This window comes from Hymenobacter sublimis, from assembly GCF_023101345.1.
Classification (GTDB): Bacteria; Bacteroidota; Bacteroidia; order Cytophagales; family Hymenobacteraceae; genus Hymenobacter; species Hymenobacter sublimis.
In genome coordinates, this window is the sequence record NZ_CP095848.1 from 2607980 (window position 1) to 2621378 (window position 13399).

A 13399-nucleotide genomic window follows, 5' to 3' on the forward strand; every position below is an offset into this window, starting at 1 on the left:
CTGCTTAATAATACGCTAAACGCCTCCCCCTGCTTGTGTCCATGCTTCTTGGAAGCCAGACAAATAAGTCAGGAGGAGGCGAATTAGCATACGGTTTGTCTTACACAAACAGCGTAGTAGTGCTCTTTACAAAGTTGCGGGCAATGCTCTTCACCGTGGTAGGGTCCAAGGGCTCATCGAAGGCCTCAGACGCGGCAGCCGCCGTGATACCGGCAGCAGCATTGACGATGTTAGCGCCCGCCTGGGTGGTGTTGCTTTCCGCCGGGTAGGTGGCTTCGGGGTTGCCTTTGTCGTAGACGGGGCGCGTAGAGGGCGTAGTGTCGGGGGAAGCGCCACCGTTATCAATTCCCGAAATCCAGCTTTTGGGGATTTTATTAAGGTTGGCCAGGTTACCCGCTACGCTGGTGCCGTTGCTAGGATTACCACCTTCCACGGCCCGCCGAACGGTGCGCACGTGGGAGGAGTGGCGCGCCTCCACTGAGTGAATGTTGAGGGCCGACTCCAGAATATCCTTGTTCGGCATCAAAACCGGAGCGCCGCCTTTGTAGGCCCGTACGCCGGTGTCCACGAAGGATTGGGCTACCCCCAGGAAAATCTTGTAATCGGTGAATACCGTAGCAAACGGGCCGGCAATAAGGCCGCGGCCGCCCGTATAATCAAAGGCACCAACGGTTGGGTCTGGAATAGCAGCTGAGCCTAGGGCCTCGCGCAGCACCTTGATGTGGCCCGATTCATCATTACGGATAGTTTCAAACGCCGGACGGTCGGTGGCCGGAATGAGGGTACCAGCCTTCAGACCACTGTCATAGAAGTAAAACTCCAGGTACTCCAGGCTCAGGGCTAGGTTCAGAACACCCTGTATTTCGGGAGTTAAGGCGCTTGTCTGACCGTAGGCTCGCTGGAAAATACCGCTTACCAAACCAGGTAGTACGGCCGCTGTCACGGCCTTACCTGCAAGGCCGAAGTGACGAAAAACGCGCCGACGTGGGTCTAGACGTTCGTATACTTCGGGGTCAACCTTTTCAATATCAGAAATCAGTTTTAATAGATCCATGGTGGAATGTCAATTGGGGAGTGGGGAACTGATGGGTGAAAGCCAGGCAAGTGCAAGCCCTAGCTGAAATTGGTAGCGCTGAGCCGGGAGCCTGCCTTCAGGAACTGGTTGGCAGTAGCCAGAACCTCCTGGGGTCGCTTCGACCTTTCCTTGCCCGTACCAGCACCAACGCCCGGTGCCGAGGTAGCGGAGGTGGGGGTGAATACATCCACCACATCGGAAGCCACGAACGAATTGTACTGCCGTAGGTCGCGGATAAGCGCGGCGTGACGGGCCTCCACGGATACGATTTTGCCGGCTAGCGTGAGGTTCGTGGCGCTCTGAATAAAGCGGCCCGCGCCGTTGTAAGCCGCTACTCCTAAGTCTTCAAACGCTTGGGCGTTGGTCAGCACGCTGCCCCGGTCATCGAAATTGATTTTGCTGAAATCAGGCTCCAGGGCCTTAATGGCATTGCCAGCGAGGGCTGCTTTGAAGAAGTCGGCGTGGGCCTGTTCGTGCAGGGACAAATCGTCCAAAATCTGTTTTTCGGCGCTGCTAGCGGCCAGGCCTTTGTAGTAGGAACCGTTTTTGATCTGGGCGTAGAAAGCGGCTTCCAGTTGCTCCAGGGCGTAGGCGTAATTCAGGATGCCGGTGTCGCCGGTGCCTACGTCTAGCAGGGCAGCGTCACCTACTTCATCGGTGTCGTCGTCGCAGCCCGCCAGGAACAAGCCGGCGAGGGCGGCACCCGCTCCGGTATAGCGTAAAAAATCTCGGCGCGCCACTCCTGCTGGCGCAGACGGAGTAGCCAATGGTTCAGTGGACTGGGATGCAGAATTTGTCATCATAGAAGGGTGAGGTAACTTGGTGGAACACGCCCCGTTGTACGCCACTATCTTGGAAACCACCTCCGTAGCAAGCCAAAATCCGTATTTATCTGCCAGAAATACGTATTTGTTTATAGTAACAAACCGCACAAAATATATACAGCTTAGCATATATTTTGTGCGGTTTGTCTTGCTGCCTTTCACTTAGGTGAAGTATGGCCTCCGACTATTCTACGGTTGCCAGCCGCAGCTTGCCTTCAGGTAGTAGTTACTACTGCTACCGGCCTCGCGGAGCACCCAGTTACCGGGTTGGCCCAGCCACTCCAACCGCCCTTCCTCATTGAACCGGTTGGCAAAATCCAGGGAGCAAACGTCCAGCATATCAACCCCTACGTGCTTGACGCGCAGGTGCTCCACATATTGCAGCGTTAGCTTGCCGGCATCTAGGCAGGTAGGGTGCAACGCCAGGTTGTGGGCCGGCGAGGTCATGGCCGCAGAGGGGTATAGCAAGCCATCAAAGGCGGCTCCGAGTTCACAGGCTTCAGCCAACGCAATGGACAGGCGGTAGTGGTGGGAGTTGTGCTCCGAAACAGGCTTGATAAGCACCCGAGTCAGGAAGGCTGCTACTAGGCGGGCCGGCTCGGGTAAAGTGGCCCGGGCCTGCCCGAGCACCTGATTACGGTCGGCGTGCGGGTCATCGGAACAGTGGTCCGGTTCATGAAAGCTAACCAGGCGCAAGGGCTGGCGACTAATCCAGCGGCTGATAACGATGTGGTCCTCAGGCTGAACTCCGGCCTCAAAAAAAGGCGGATGCCAGGTAGCGCTGGCGTAGAACATAGGCTGCCCCGCCCGATTGGCTCGTTGGTTATTGGCTACCCGCTCGGGAGGTGGATAGGATACTTCCGACCAATAAACGGGTAGCTCCTGCCGGGGCACTCCCCGGTACAGCAGCACTCCCGCGGGCAGCTCAATACAGCGTACTGGATGACTAGTCAATAGCCGCCGGATGCGCTTGCTTAGCTCCGCAATAGAGTGACGACGCAGGCTCAGGTGCCGCAGCGCGGATAACTGCCGGCGGACAGCAGCCACTTCCGGCAGGGAAGACGAGGAGACCATAGGCAGGAAAAGAAGCGCACGAGAACTACGCCAGCCTTATCAGGGGCGGTGCAACAGGTCTCAGGCAGTGCCAGAGGAAGAATCCGGACGCAGACCCCAGCGCGAGATCCGCGTCGGATTTAGGCAAATTGGCTTATCGGTACCGGTCCTGGGAGGTATAGGTAGAAGTCTGCCCAGGGGACGGACGGTTGCGGCTGCGCAGCCAGACCAAACCAGCCACGGCCGCCGCTACCCCCGCTCCTACAGCCCACAGGGGCACCTGGCGTTCAGGAGCTGGGGGCACGTAGGTAACCCCCGTTTCATTGGCCGTAGCTGGGTGACCGACGTAGCGGCCCTGGGCGGGCACGGCCAGTTCCTCAAACTGCCGGGCCAGCCGCTGTAGTTCCTGGTGCAGCACCTCCCCACGCATGGGAATGCCGTGCCCGGTGGCTGCCACTGCGGGCTGCAACTCGGCTAGCAAAACCACGGATTGGTGCGCCTCGGGCCAGTCGGGAGTAAAATAGGCGGGCGGGCCATTCACCTCCTGGCGCTGCTGCCACACGGCCGTAGCCGATTCCTGCTTGGTAGTCACGAAGGCGTCGCCGGCCAGCAGCGTGCGGTCTTGCTCCCGGAAGAAGGACACGTGGCCCGGGGTGTGACCCGGCGTGGGCAGCCAGCGCCACCCTGGCAAATGCGGCACCGAGCCGTCGGTAGGCAGGGGCTGTACCCGGCTGCCTAAATCAAGTGGGGCCTTGGGATAAAGAAACGACATGGCTGCCATGGCTCCGCCCCCAACTGAGGGGTCGGGCGGGGGGTAGGCCGACAGGCCGCGGAGGTAGGGCAGCTCCAATGGGTGGGCGTACACCGTTACGTTGGGCCAGGTTTTGAGCAGGTGAGGCAGGGCCCCTACGTGGTCGAAGTGGCCGTGGGTGAGCAGGATGGCCGCGGGCGGATTACCTGGCCCAAACAGATACTCGGCCGTGTGCTGAACCTTGGAGCCGGACCCCGGCAGACCAGCATCTACGAGTACCCACGAGGCCACGGGTTGCTCCTGAGTCCGGACGTAGTAGAGATTCACGAACACATTGCGCTGGCCCCATAACCCCGGCACCACGGGGTGCAGGGCGGGCGTGTTGGCGCGGGTATCGGTGGCTTTGGGGGTTGAAGCAGACATAAGCAGAACGAAAAAGTGAACAAAGAGAGAGTACTTCTCTACTGCCGTTAGCGGGCAGACGGAGCGGGTAGGGCGCAGCTGCACAACACTTCCCGGGTAGGAGCGGCCACTTTGTAATCAGGCAGTGACACCTCCTTCATGTAAATGACATCGAGTTGCCGCAGGGGCGGATGAGTAGGGTTTTCGTGCCAGATGCGCAGCAGGTAGTTGCAGTAATAGGGCCGCATAAAGGAGTTATCCACGAACAGGTAGTTCTCCGAGTACTTGCGCCACCGGTCGTTGCGGAACAGGGAAACCACGGAGGCAGGCTTTTCTAGGGTCGTGCCCCTACCCTCCTGGTTCAGATCGACGTGACGGCCATCCTGGGTGGTACCATCGAGAATGTACCAGCCGTCGTCTTTGAATACGGAGGGCGCAAACATGCCCCAATGCTGATCGGTGCGTACTAGGTAGCCCAACCAACGCATGGGCTGGCGCATGGTCCACTCGGGCCGAACGATGCTGTCTAGGTTCCACCAGCACACGTAGGCCAGCAGTCCCAGCACCGCCCCTTCGCGCACGGCCCGCAGCAGATTCCGAAAGCCCTCAGAAAGCTCCAACGACGTTTCTACCCGCAGCCGCACGCCGCTACGCCACTGGGCCAGGCGCGTGTTCCAGGGCTGCACCAGCCGCGCCGCCACCTGGGGGCCGAGGCGCTGGTAAGCCGGCACCAGCTTGCGCTCCAACCAATCCATGGCGCTGCCGGGCAGCAGCCCTAGCACCGAGGCCCAGTTAATCAGGAAAAACAGACCCACGAAGAGCGTCAGGCTGATTCCAAGGTGAAAGCCGTATATTACTCCCACAAAAAGCAGCCGCCACCACGGTACCCGCCACGGAATGAACAGCACGCAGGGCAGTAGCATTTCCAGGTAAAAGGTCATCCAGGTAAAGGCCTGGAGCAGGCCCGGGTACGGATACAGCAGCCGGCCGCCGGGCAGCACTACCTGGTCGAGGCTGAAGGCATAGTACAGGGCGGTACCTTCTTGGTGCCACTCCGGGCTGCTTTTAAGTAAGGCGGTGCACCAGTACACCAGCGCCAACTGCACCACGTAGGCCAGCGTGGCTGCACTGGCGTACGTCATGCTGGCGGGCAGGGGCTTACGGCGGGCATCCAGGGAGTACACCCGTCCCCAGGGCAAAAAGAAGCCCCAGAACAAAAGCATCCGCAGCAAATCGTCGCCGCCCTGCAGAATCAGGGGGTTACGGTTCTGCACCGACACCAGCAGCACCCAGGACAAAAACGTCATTAGGCGCGTTTGGTAGCCGAGCAGCAAGGCTACGGCGGCGGCGGCGGCCAGCAGAAACAGTACAGCCTGCACCTGCCACAAGCCACTGCTAGCATGCAAGGAAAACTCATACGGATTCCAGCTGTGCTCCAACAGCACGGACAGGGGCAGCACGCCTATGTTGGAGTAAAACGCTTCTAAATCGGTGCTGCGGACACCAATATCAATGAGCAGAACAATAGCCACGGCCGCTCGCAACAGGGCCAGGGCACGTAAGTCAACCTCAAAAAAACGCCGCAACACCGTATATAGAGCTGGCATGCCGTATCCGGACAGAAGAGAAAAGAGCAGACAGAACCCACCCGGCCGCGCAGCTGCGGCGGCTTGGCGGGCCTATACCATTCCGAGCCCGACAAGAACCCCGAATGCGCCAGCCAGTGCGTAGCAGGCCGCTTCAGGGTTCTTATCAGGCTCGGAAAAAAGGCAGCCTAGGCAGCCTTAGTAGGTGGTGCTACCGCTAGTAGAGCCCGAAGTGCTGCCCCCGCTAGTGGTGCGGCCGGAGGTAGTACGGCCCGAAGTGGTGCGGCCCGAAGAAGTCTTTTTGGTTGCCTTAGTAGAACCCGAGCGGCTAGAACGGCCGGAGGTGCTGGAGCCAGAGGTCATTGAACCGGAGCCCGAGGTAGAGCCACTGGTGCTGCCGCCCGAGGTCATGGAGCCCGAACCGGAGGTGCTGCCACCCGAAGTAGTGCTGCCCGAGGTAGAACCCGAGGTCATGGAGCCGGAAGTAGTACCGCTGGTAGTACCACCCGAAGTCATGGAACCGGAAGTGGAGCCGCTAGTAGTTCCGCCCGAAGTGGTGGAGCCGCTAGTAGTAGTGCCCGATGTGCTGCCGCCGCCCGTGCCACCGGTAGTGGTGCCTTGCTCCAGCGTGGCAGTGGGGGTAGCAGACGATACTTCAATGCCAGCCGCGGCAACAAAGGCGGCGATAAAGGCGGAACCGAGGAAAACAGATGCTTTTTTCATAGCGCAGAAAGAGTATGGTTGAGGAAAAGAAAGTTGAAAAAGTAGCGTACAGAGCTAGTACAACAGGGCTTACTGGCCCCCCGTGGTAGAGCCAGTCGAGCCGTTACCGCTGCCCGAAGTAGAGCCGCCCCCACTAGTGGTATTACCGCCCACGCCGCCCACTGGGGCCGTCGTTTCCGGGGAACCGGCGCCCTTCGTCTCGTCGGGCAATGATTGAGCGGTAGTGGAGCCGCCCTGCGACTCCGGGGCAGCGCTGATAGAATCGGAGGTAGCATCGGGGTAGCCGTTGATGTCGGCGCTGCCGTTGCTGTCCATGTCGCCGCTGGCATCAGGGCTGGTGGCGGTGTTGGCGTCGCGGCCTTTGTCGCCGTTGCAGGCGCCTAGGCTTAAAGCGCCACTAACCAAAAGAGTTGCTAACCAGGGCATTCGTGCTCTATACATAGGAAGAATATCAACGTGAGGTACTAAGCTTTTCTGGCCTTGGCACCCCGCATAGAGAGTGCCCAAGCGCAGGCAGCCACAAAATTTCCTTCGGCTATACGGACAATCTCTTCAGAGAATTGAAAATATGTAAAAAGAATAAATACTGGTTTTTCTTGGAATAAAAACGGAGGTGATTAATACGTAGACGGTACCAGCGGGCTAGCTACCCCCTTTAAACCGCACATAGCGGCCACCAAATGCCGGTAATAGCCACCGCCGCTGCAACCGTTTTAATCTTCCCACCCCAGACTCGTATACTGGTGAGGCTGGATGCAACTATTGCCTTTTTAGCTGATGTTGCGGCAAAAACAGCGAAGCGTTATTCTTGCCCCATTGGTATACTCCGGGGTTCGAGGCGCCTCACCTCCCTTCTAATCCGCCGCCAGCTGACCTCCTACCCGGTTTGGTTGGCCCTTACTCTTCTCTGGCATGATTCGAATTTTTTTAGTTGATGACCACGCCATTGTGCGGGAAGGTTTACGCGCCGCCTTAGCCACGGAGCCTACCCTCTCTATTGTTGCGGAAGCAGGCAACGGGCAGGAACTGCTAGAGCGCCTCCCCACCACTCCGGTCGATGTGGTGATGCTGGACATGAATATGCCCGTGCTCGATGGTCTGGCTACTACCAAGCGCTTGCGCGAAGAGTTTCCGGACACGCGCATTCTCATTCTTTCCATGCTGAACCACGAGCGGAACATTGGTCAGGTGCTCGATGCCGGCGCCCACGGCTACGTGCTAAAAAACGCTGACAAGTCGGAAATAGTAGTAGCCTTGCACACCGTGGCGGCGGGCAAGCCCTACTTGTGCAGTGAGCTGGGACTGGTTATGCTACGGAAGGTATTGAACCTGACGGGCAGCTACGGCGAGGAGCAGCTCAAGAAATCTAGCGACTTGTCGAACCGGGAGCGGGAGGTGCTGCATCTGATTGCGGAAGGACTGACTACCAATGAAATAGCCGACAAGCTTTTCACCAGCAAGCGCACCATCGAAACGCACCGCCAGAACATCATCGAAAAAACGCAGGTGAAAAACACGGCCGCTCTCATTAAATACGCCATGGAAAAAGGCCTGATTAAAGAGGCATAGCTGGCAGCATTAGCAAACCTGTAGCCAATAAGAGAATGGCCCGTCGTGCAAAGCATTTGCACGACGGGCCATTCTCTTATTGTCCAAAACAGGCAGCTGGCGCAAAGCCTCGCGGATTCAGTGAGCCAAGACAGCTACTAAGAGTTGTTAGCAGTTGATCCACGACTACCATACAGGGTGCAACAGTTCTAGTCTGCTCACACCACCTAACTCTCCGGCGGCAGCTTGGCCTTATTGGGTAAAGACCGTAAGGCTCGATTAGGCGTACAGCCGGGGCTGAATAGGTAGGGTGTACTGCTCGCCGCTGGCCAGCAAGTGAAGGTCGATGCCGCGCATGGTGAAAGGCGTATTCGGGGCTATTTCGTGGATGTTAGTGGAGCTGCAGGACCGCGCATCCAGGATGATAACCAGCCCGCTGCCCAGCACTTCCAGTTCCCGGCCCTCCGTTACGAGTACGGCCGTGTCTTCTTCCAGGCCCATGCCCACGCAGGCTGGGTTGGTAGCCAGAATCTGGGCCATGCGCACAATGCGGCCGCGCGCTACGAAGTGCGTATCCACGGCTACGTCGTGCATCAACTCCAGACCAGTTGTGATGTGAATTTCGCCTTTTAGAAAGCCCGCATCGTTGCGGCCCTGGTAAATCATGGGCGTGCTCATGGCCGTGGCTCCCGCGCTGGTGCCGGCAATAATAAACTCCTCATTGGAATACCGCTCGTGCAGGCACCGCTGCATAAGCGTGCCGCCCAATAAGGCCGTAAGCCGCAACTGGTCGCCACCGGTAAAGAGCACGCCGCCGGCCGTATCCAGCACCCGAATGAATTCCTCGTTGTTGGCCTCAGTGCGGGTTTTAATGTTCAGGACCTCCACCGTAGGCCCCCCAATGCGGTGAAATGCCCGCACGTAATCCTGGGCCGCCTCGTGGGGTTCTTCGGAAGCAGTGGGTATTACCACCAGCGGCCCCCGGTTGCCAATTTCGTCGGCCAGGCGGCGCAAAATGGCTTCTGGCGCAAAGTTTACGTTGCGGGCCGCCTGTTCATCATCTTCCGGCGCATCGCCCTTGTGCTCATGGCCGCCAATCAGTAATAGTTTACCCTTGGGAACGGGGCAAGAAGCTGCGAGAGTACGTTTTTTGGTAGGCATGGGAGTAGTCAGTTGAAAGAAATATGCCTCAGGCTGCACTCGTTGCAACGAGTACAGCCTGAGGCATCACAGGAGAACGGGTACTTAAACGGCTTTGGCGTTGATGTAATTCTTAGCCAGTTCGTTCAGCTTGGTATCGGTGTGCTGCTCCTCGCTGAGGGTTTGCTGCAGCAGGCTAGCTACTTGCTGCTGCCCCAGGCGCTCGGCGTAGTGAGCAGCGGTGCCGTAGCCCGAAATTTCGTAGTGCTCAATGCGCTGTGCGGCGGCAATCAGGGCGGCGTCCATCACTTCATCAGTGGCCCGCTCCGACATGGTTTCCTGGCCTTCCGCGATCAGGCCTTCCATGGCTTTGCAGGTGTGGCCGTCCAGATCAATGCCCAGGGTCTGGCCAATTTGCTCCAAACGCTCTACTTGCTTTTCAGTTTCGCGCAAATGCATTTCGAAACCCTGGCGCAGGCGGGCGTCTTTGGCTTTGCTAGCCATTTTGGGCAGGGCTTTCACCAGTTGATTTTCGGCGCTGTACAGGTCTTTGAGCTGCATTTCTAGCAGGTCATCTAAGGTTTCCAGTTTGTCGAACATAGTAGTGGGATAAGAGAACAGAAAACGCAGCCCAAGCAGGCTGACTGCTCTTCATACGGTGCTCCGGAGTTGGCGTTAAGGTTGAGCTCGAGAACAGCCGGCGCAGGCACCCTGTACAACTTACTACATATCAGCTATTTGCCTACCAATAACCAGGTCTTGAAAGATTATGCTGGTTGGCTTTGAGGTTAATACGGAGATTAAAATCAGTATTAACCGGTACCCGGTTTTTATTGGCTTGCCTGGCCCCGACGCTTCTTGGCGCGAGCCGCTGGGGCGTCGCCTACGCTTTGTGCTGCCGCTGCTATTGCCGCCACTAGCAGCAGGTAAAAAGCAGGTTCGAAAAATAATTTCTGCTGAAGCTGTAACCTTCGGGAAAAGGCGAAGTTTCCACCGCCGAATTCGCTCCCACCTCTTACCGACCCTCGGCTTGAACTCGCTTACGGACAACTCGCTCATGCTGCAGGTAAAGGCCGGCCAGGTCGATAAGATGGGGCTGCTGTTTGAGCGGTACCACCGGGCGCTGTTCGCGTTTTTCTACCACTCCAATGGCAACAGCACCGCCAGCGAAGACTTGGTGCAGAACGTGTTCTACCGGATGCTGAAGTACCGTCACACCTTTAACGGGGAGGGCGAGTTTCGGACCTGGATGTACCATTTGGCGCGCAACGTGCTAGCTGATGCCGCCAAGAAAAACAAGGCCTCCCTCCACCACCAGGACGTGGCCGACTGGGCCGAAAAAATTGCTGGCGGCCCCACCGCCGATGCCGGTCTGCAACGGACCCAGGAGGTAGCGCTTCTGCACCGGGCCATGGCCAAACTCAGCGCCGACCAACGGGAAGTGCTCGTATTGAGCCGCTTCCAGGAGCTGAAATACGAGCAGATAGCGCAACTGCTCGACACTACGGTAGGAGCCGTGAAGGTGCGCGCGCACCGGGCCCTCTGCCAATTGAAGGATATCTACTTGAAACTGGAAAATGGAAGCAAAGTCCGTGAACTGTGAGGGCGTACAAGAGGAGCTGATGGACTGGCTGGCGGGCACCCTGCCAGCTGACCAGCACCAGGCCGTGCAAGCCCACTTAACCCAGTGCCCCGGCTGCCAGCAGGAGCTGGCAACGGTGCAGGCGCTGTGGAATAACCTAGGCCACTTGCCCGTGCCGGAGCCCAGCGAGCAGCTGCGCCCCAACTTTTACTCCCTGCTCGCTGAGTTCCAACGCGCAGAGCAACGGCGGCAGCGCTGGTCGTTGGGCGCGTTGCTGGCCCGCCTGCGGGCCTGGTGGCAGCCGGCCTACGCCGTGCGGCTGGCTACTAGCCTAGCCCTGCTACTAGTAGGACTGGTGGCCGGCTACGGCCTGAAAGGTACCGCGGAGACGTCCGAGGTAGCCGTTCGGTCTCAACCGGCCGAAGCCCCCGCCCTGGCTGCTACTACGAAGCAGCAAACCCAGGTGCTGGCTTTGCTCAATAACCCCTCGGCCGTGCAGCGCCTGCGGGCCGTGAGCTACGCCGAGGAAGTTGCGCCCACCAACGAACGGGTAGTGGCGGCCCTGCTCAGCACCCTCAATCAGGACCCGAACGTGAACGTGCGGCTAGCCTCGCTGGAAGTGCTGGCGGGCCTGAGCCAGGACCCCATGGTGCGGCAGGGGCTGGTTCGCTCCCTCACCCTCCAGGACTCGCCCTTGGTGCAGTCGGCGCTGGCCGATGTGATGGTGCAACTGCAGGAGCGCGGCTCGGTGCGCCCCTTGCGCAAGCTGCTTCAGCAGGAAAACCTGAACGAGCAGGTGAAAGACAAAATCGAGCAAAGCATTGAAACCCTGTCTACTGACCGGGCGCCTCATCCCTCTACCTCATCTACCCACCATGAAACTCCTCCCCCTACTCAGCCTAACCTGCCTGCTGCTGTGGTTGCCTAGCTGCTCCCTGCAGGCTCAGAACCGCGAAGCCACCGAGAAAATCACCCGCGAGTTCACCATTGCCGGCGACGCCAGCCGCGCTACCCTGGCCCTCTACAACATCTTCGGCTCCGTGACGGTGCAGGGCTACAGCGGCAAAACGGTAGTCGTTGAAATCACCAAAACCATTAAGGCCCCCAGCGCGGAGCTGCTGGCCCAGGGGCAGAAAGAGGCCCAACCCGGTTTCGAGCAGCACGCCGACAGTGTGCTACTCTACGTGGCCGGCCCCCAAGACTCGCGGCCGAGGCGCCAAAACCAGCCGGACCGCTTCCGCGACAACTGGAAAAACGACGAGCGGCCGCGCTACTCCTACCAGTTCGACTACACCCTGAAAGTACCGGCCGGCATGGAAGTGCGCGTTTCAACGGTGAACGGGGGCAAAGTACAAGTTCAGGACGTAACCGGGCCGCTGCAGGCCCGCAACGTGAACGGGGCCGTCAGCATCAAAAACGCCCAGCAGGCCACGCTGGCCCACACCGTAAACGGCGACGTGGAGGTCAGCTACGCCGCCGCTCCTACCCAGGCCTCCTCCTACCATACTATCAACGGGAACATTCTGGTGAGCTACCCTGCCTCCGTATCCGCGGACCTCTACTTTAAGAGCATGCACGGCGAGATGTACACCGATTTTCCGAAGGCCGAAGTACTGCCCGCCCGCGTGACGCAAAATCAGCAGCGCGACGGCCAGAGCATTAAATACAAAATCAGCAAGGAGACGGCCGTGCGGCTGGGCAAAGGCGGACCTGATTTCCGCTTTGAAACCATCAACGGCAACGTCACCATCAAACAGCAAACCCGATGAACCAGATCCTTTTTCGTACCCTTCTGACCCTACTAGTACTGGCGGGGGCCCGGCCGCTCATGGCCCAGCAAGCAGGCAAAGAACAACTTACCGTAGCCCTCAGCTCGCCGGGTAAGCCCGGAGTGCTCCACCTGAAACTTGTCGGTGGCTCGATTCGGGTGGAAGGTACCAGCGGCCGCGACGTGGTGATTGACGTGGCCAACCGCGCCAGCCGCCGCGAGTCCAGCTCCTCCGAGGAGGTTGCCCCCAACGGCATGCGCCGCCTGTCGCGGGTTAATGGCCTCGATGTTACGGCCCAGGAAAAAGACAACCACGTGTACCTGAAAACCCAGTCGTGGCAGAACCCAGTGGACTTTGTGATTAAAGTGCCCCGGCAGTTTTCCCTGCAGCTGGCTACCGTCAACGAAGGCAATATTTCGGTGCAGAATGTGGCCGGGGAGCTGGAAATTTCTAACGTCAATGGCTCCATTCGTTTGGAAGACGTAGCGGGCTCGGCCGTGCTCAACACCGTAAACGGCGACATTGTATCGACCTTCAAGGACATTACCGGCGGCGTGCCCATGGCCTTTTCCAGCGTCAATGGCAAGATTGACGTGAGTTTGCCCGCCCGGGCCAAGGCTGATCTGAAGCTCAAGTCGGACCGGGGCGAAATTTACAGCGACTTTGATTTGACCGTTGATAATAGTGCGCCCAAAGTGACTCGCACGACCAAGGACGGCACCTACCGCGTGAGCCAGGAAAGCTGGACGAGCGGCAAGCTCAACGGCGGCGGCGCCGAGTTCATGATGAAAACTCTGAACGGAAATATCTACATCCGCAAGGCGAAGTGAGTGGCCTCGCCGCGGGGCTTCTGGCTGCAACCAGGGCCCCGCACTAGCGCCCGCCGCCGGAGCACCCGGCCTTTCGCCCCTCCTACCCTACCCCTTCCGTTGGGCTTTAGCCAAGC

At 58.9% G+C, this 13399-nt stretch carries 14 protein-coding genes; 5 read left to right on the plus strand and 9 right to left on the minus strand.

The window, feature by feature from the left end; genetic code table 11:
- Window positions 1-100: 100 nt before the first annotated feature.
- The 7 genes from MWH26_RS10855 to MWH26_RS10885 all read right to left on the minus strand — a co-directional run bounded on the left by MWH26_RS10855 (window position 101) and on the right by MWH26_RS10885 (window position 6840).
- Window positions 101-1054, minus strand: a complete 954-nt coding sequence (locus MWH26_RS10855; protein ID WP_247974299.1) for a ferritin-like domain-containing protein — start codon at window positions 1052-1054, stop codon at window positions 101-103.
- A 59-nt stretch (window positions 1055-1113) separates the two neighbouring features.
- Window positions 1114-1878: a ferritin-like domain-containing protein gene (locus MWH26_RS10860; RefSeq protein WP_247974300.1), complete on the minus strand. Its 765-nt coding sequence runs from the start codon at window positions 1876-1878 to the stop codon at window positions 1114-1116.
- Between the two features lie 210 nt (window positions 1879-2088).
- On the minus strand, window positions 2089-2973 hold the full coding sequence (locus tag MWH26_RS10865) for an RES domain-containing protein (protein ID WP_247974301.1): 885 nt from the start codon (window positions 2971-2973) through the stop codon (window positions 2089-2091).
- A gap of 133 nt (window positions 2974-3106) precedes the next feature.
- Window positions 3107-4126, minus strand: a complete 1020-nt coding sequence (locus MWH26_RS10870; RefSeq protein WP_247974302.1) for an MBL fold metallo-hydrolase — start codon at window positions 4124-4126, stop codon at window positions 3107-3109.
- Window positions 4127-4173: 47 nt separating this feature from the next.
- On the minus strand, window positions 4174-5712 hold the full coding sequence (locus MWH26_RS10875; protein ID WP_247974303.1) for an HTTM domain-containing protein: 1539 nt from the start codon (window positions 5710-5712) through the stop codon (window positions 4174-4176).
- A gap of 177 nt (window positions 5713-5889) precedes the next feature.
- Entirely contained in the window at window positions 5890-6414 is a 525-nt protein-coding gene (locus MWH26_RS10880; RefSeq protein WP_244696642.1) for a hypothetical protein, read from the minus strand.
- A gap of 69 nt (window positions 6415-6483) precedes the next feature.
- Window positions 6484-6840 (minus strand): hypothetical protein, encoded by a 357-nt coding sequence (locus MWH26_RS10885; RefSeq protein WP_247974304.1) that lies wholly within the window; start codon window positions 6838-6840, stop codon window positions 6484-6486.
- Window positions 6841-7326: 486 nt separating this feature from the next.
- Between MWH26_RS10885 and MWH26_RS10890 the strand changes: the two genes are divergently transcribed.
- Window positions 7327-7983, plus strand: a complete 657-nt coding sequence (locus MWH26_RS10890; RefSeq protein ID WP_244696644.1) for a response regulator — start codon at window positions 7327-7329, stop codon at window positions 7981-7983.
- 258 nt (window positions 7984-8241) lie between these two features.
- Here MWH26_RS10890 and MWH26_RS10895 read toward each other — a convergent pair whose 3' ends face one another.
- Complete coding sequence (locus tag MWH26_RS10895) at window positions 8242-9123, minus strand: cyanophycinase (RefSeq protein WP_247974305.1); 882 nt, start codon at window positions 9121-9123, stop codon at window positions 8242-8244.
- 84 nt (window positions 9124-9207) lie between these two features.
- A complete protein-coding gene (locus tag MWH26_RS10900) occupies window positions 9208-9702 on the minus strand; it encodes a YciE/YciF ferroxidase family protein (RefSeq protein ID WP_244696647.1) in 495 nt (164 codons plus the stop codon).
- Window positions 9703-10132: 430 nt separating this feature from the next.
- On the opposite strand from MWH26_RS10900, the gene MWH26_RS10905 reads away from it, so the two are divergent.
- Genes MWH26_RS10905 through MWH26_RS10920 form a run of 4 tightly spaced genes read left to right on the plus strand, consistent with a single transcriptional unit; the run spans window position 10133 to window position 13283 of the window.
- Complete coding sequence (locus tag MWH26_RS10905; RefSeq protein ID WP_311136860.1) at window positions 10133-10705, plus strand: RNA polymerase sigma factor; 573 nt, start codon at window positions 10133-10135, stop codon at window positions 10703-10705.
- Window positions 10680-11612, plus strand: a complete 933-nt coding sequence (locus MWH26_RS10910) for a zf-HC2 domain-containing protein (RefSeq protein ID WP_247974306.1) — start codon at window positions 10680-10682, stop codon at window positions 11610-11612. Before MWH26_RS10905 ends, MWH26_RS10910 begins: the two co-directional genes overlap by 26 nt.
- On the plus strand, window positions 11560-12453 hold the full coding sequence (locus tag MWH26_RS10915) for a DUF4097 family beta strand repeat-containing protein (RefSeq protein ID WP_247974307.1): 894 nt from the start codon (window positions 11560-11562) through the stop codon (window positions 12451-12453). Before MWH26_RS10910 ends, MWH26_RS10915 begins: the two co-directional genes overlap by 53 nt.
- Window positions 12450-13283 (plus strand): DUF4097 family beta strand repeat-containing protein, encoded by an 834-nt coding sequence (locus MWH26_RS10920; protein WP_247974308.1) that lies wholly within the window; start codon window positions 12450-12452, stop codon window positions 13281-13283. Before MWH26_RS10915 ends, MWH26_RS10920 begins: the two co-directional genes overlap by 4 nt.
- Window positions 13284-13399: the final 116 nt, after the last annotated feature.